1 pseudogene is annotated in these 566 nt (G+C 73.7%); it reads left to right on the top strand.

Going from position 1 to position 566, the window contains the following annotated elements:
* A pseudogene (locus tag CCN42_RS42855) lies at positions 1-566 on the top strand (hypothetical protein); the annotation flags it as partial.

Raw genomic sequence — 566 nt, 5'->3', positions numbered from 1 at the left:
AGAGACAGCCCCCACGCCCGCCGAACTCGCCCAGCGCCGCCCCGCCCCGGTCACCGACCCCGCTGGCGACGACGTGGTCATGCCGCAGGACAAGTTCCGGCAGAACATGACCGAACAGAGGCGCCGCGGACGGCACGCCGCCTACCGGGAGATCGCCGAAGCCGCCGGCCTCGACTTCGACGTTGACACCTTCGACCCGAAGGCGTTCGCCGCGCAGTTCAGGGAGGCGCAGGCAGCCCGCCAGGCCCTCCTCACCGAGGAGCAGCGCCGCGCCGAGGAACTCGCCCAGAAGGAACAGGCCCTCGCCGCGCGGGAGGAAGCCGCCGCCCGCCGCGAAGCCGAAGCCGCCCGGCTCGCCCGCGACGTGAAGATCCGGGCCGCTCTCGTCCGCCTCGGCGCGACCGGCGACGACCTCGACGACGCCTCCGCCCTCATGCGCGTCCCCGACGATGCCGACGACGACGCCATCACCCAGGCCGCCGAAGCCCTCAAGGCCCGCCGCGGAGAACTGTTCGGCACCCGGACCGCCCCGACCCCCAGCACGCTTCCCCCCGCCCTTTCTCTTA

The organism is Streptomyces glaucescens (assembly GCF_002154375.1).
Classification (GTDB): domain Bacteria; phylum Actinomycetota; class Actinomycetes; order Streptomycetales; family Streptomycetaceae; genus Streptomyces; species Streptomyces glaucescens.
The sequence above is the reverse complement of the archived record's forward strand: the minus strand, read 5'-3'. Positions and strand labels throughout refer to the sequence as shown.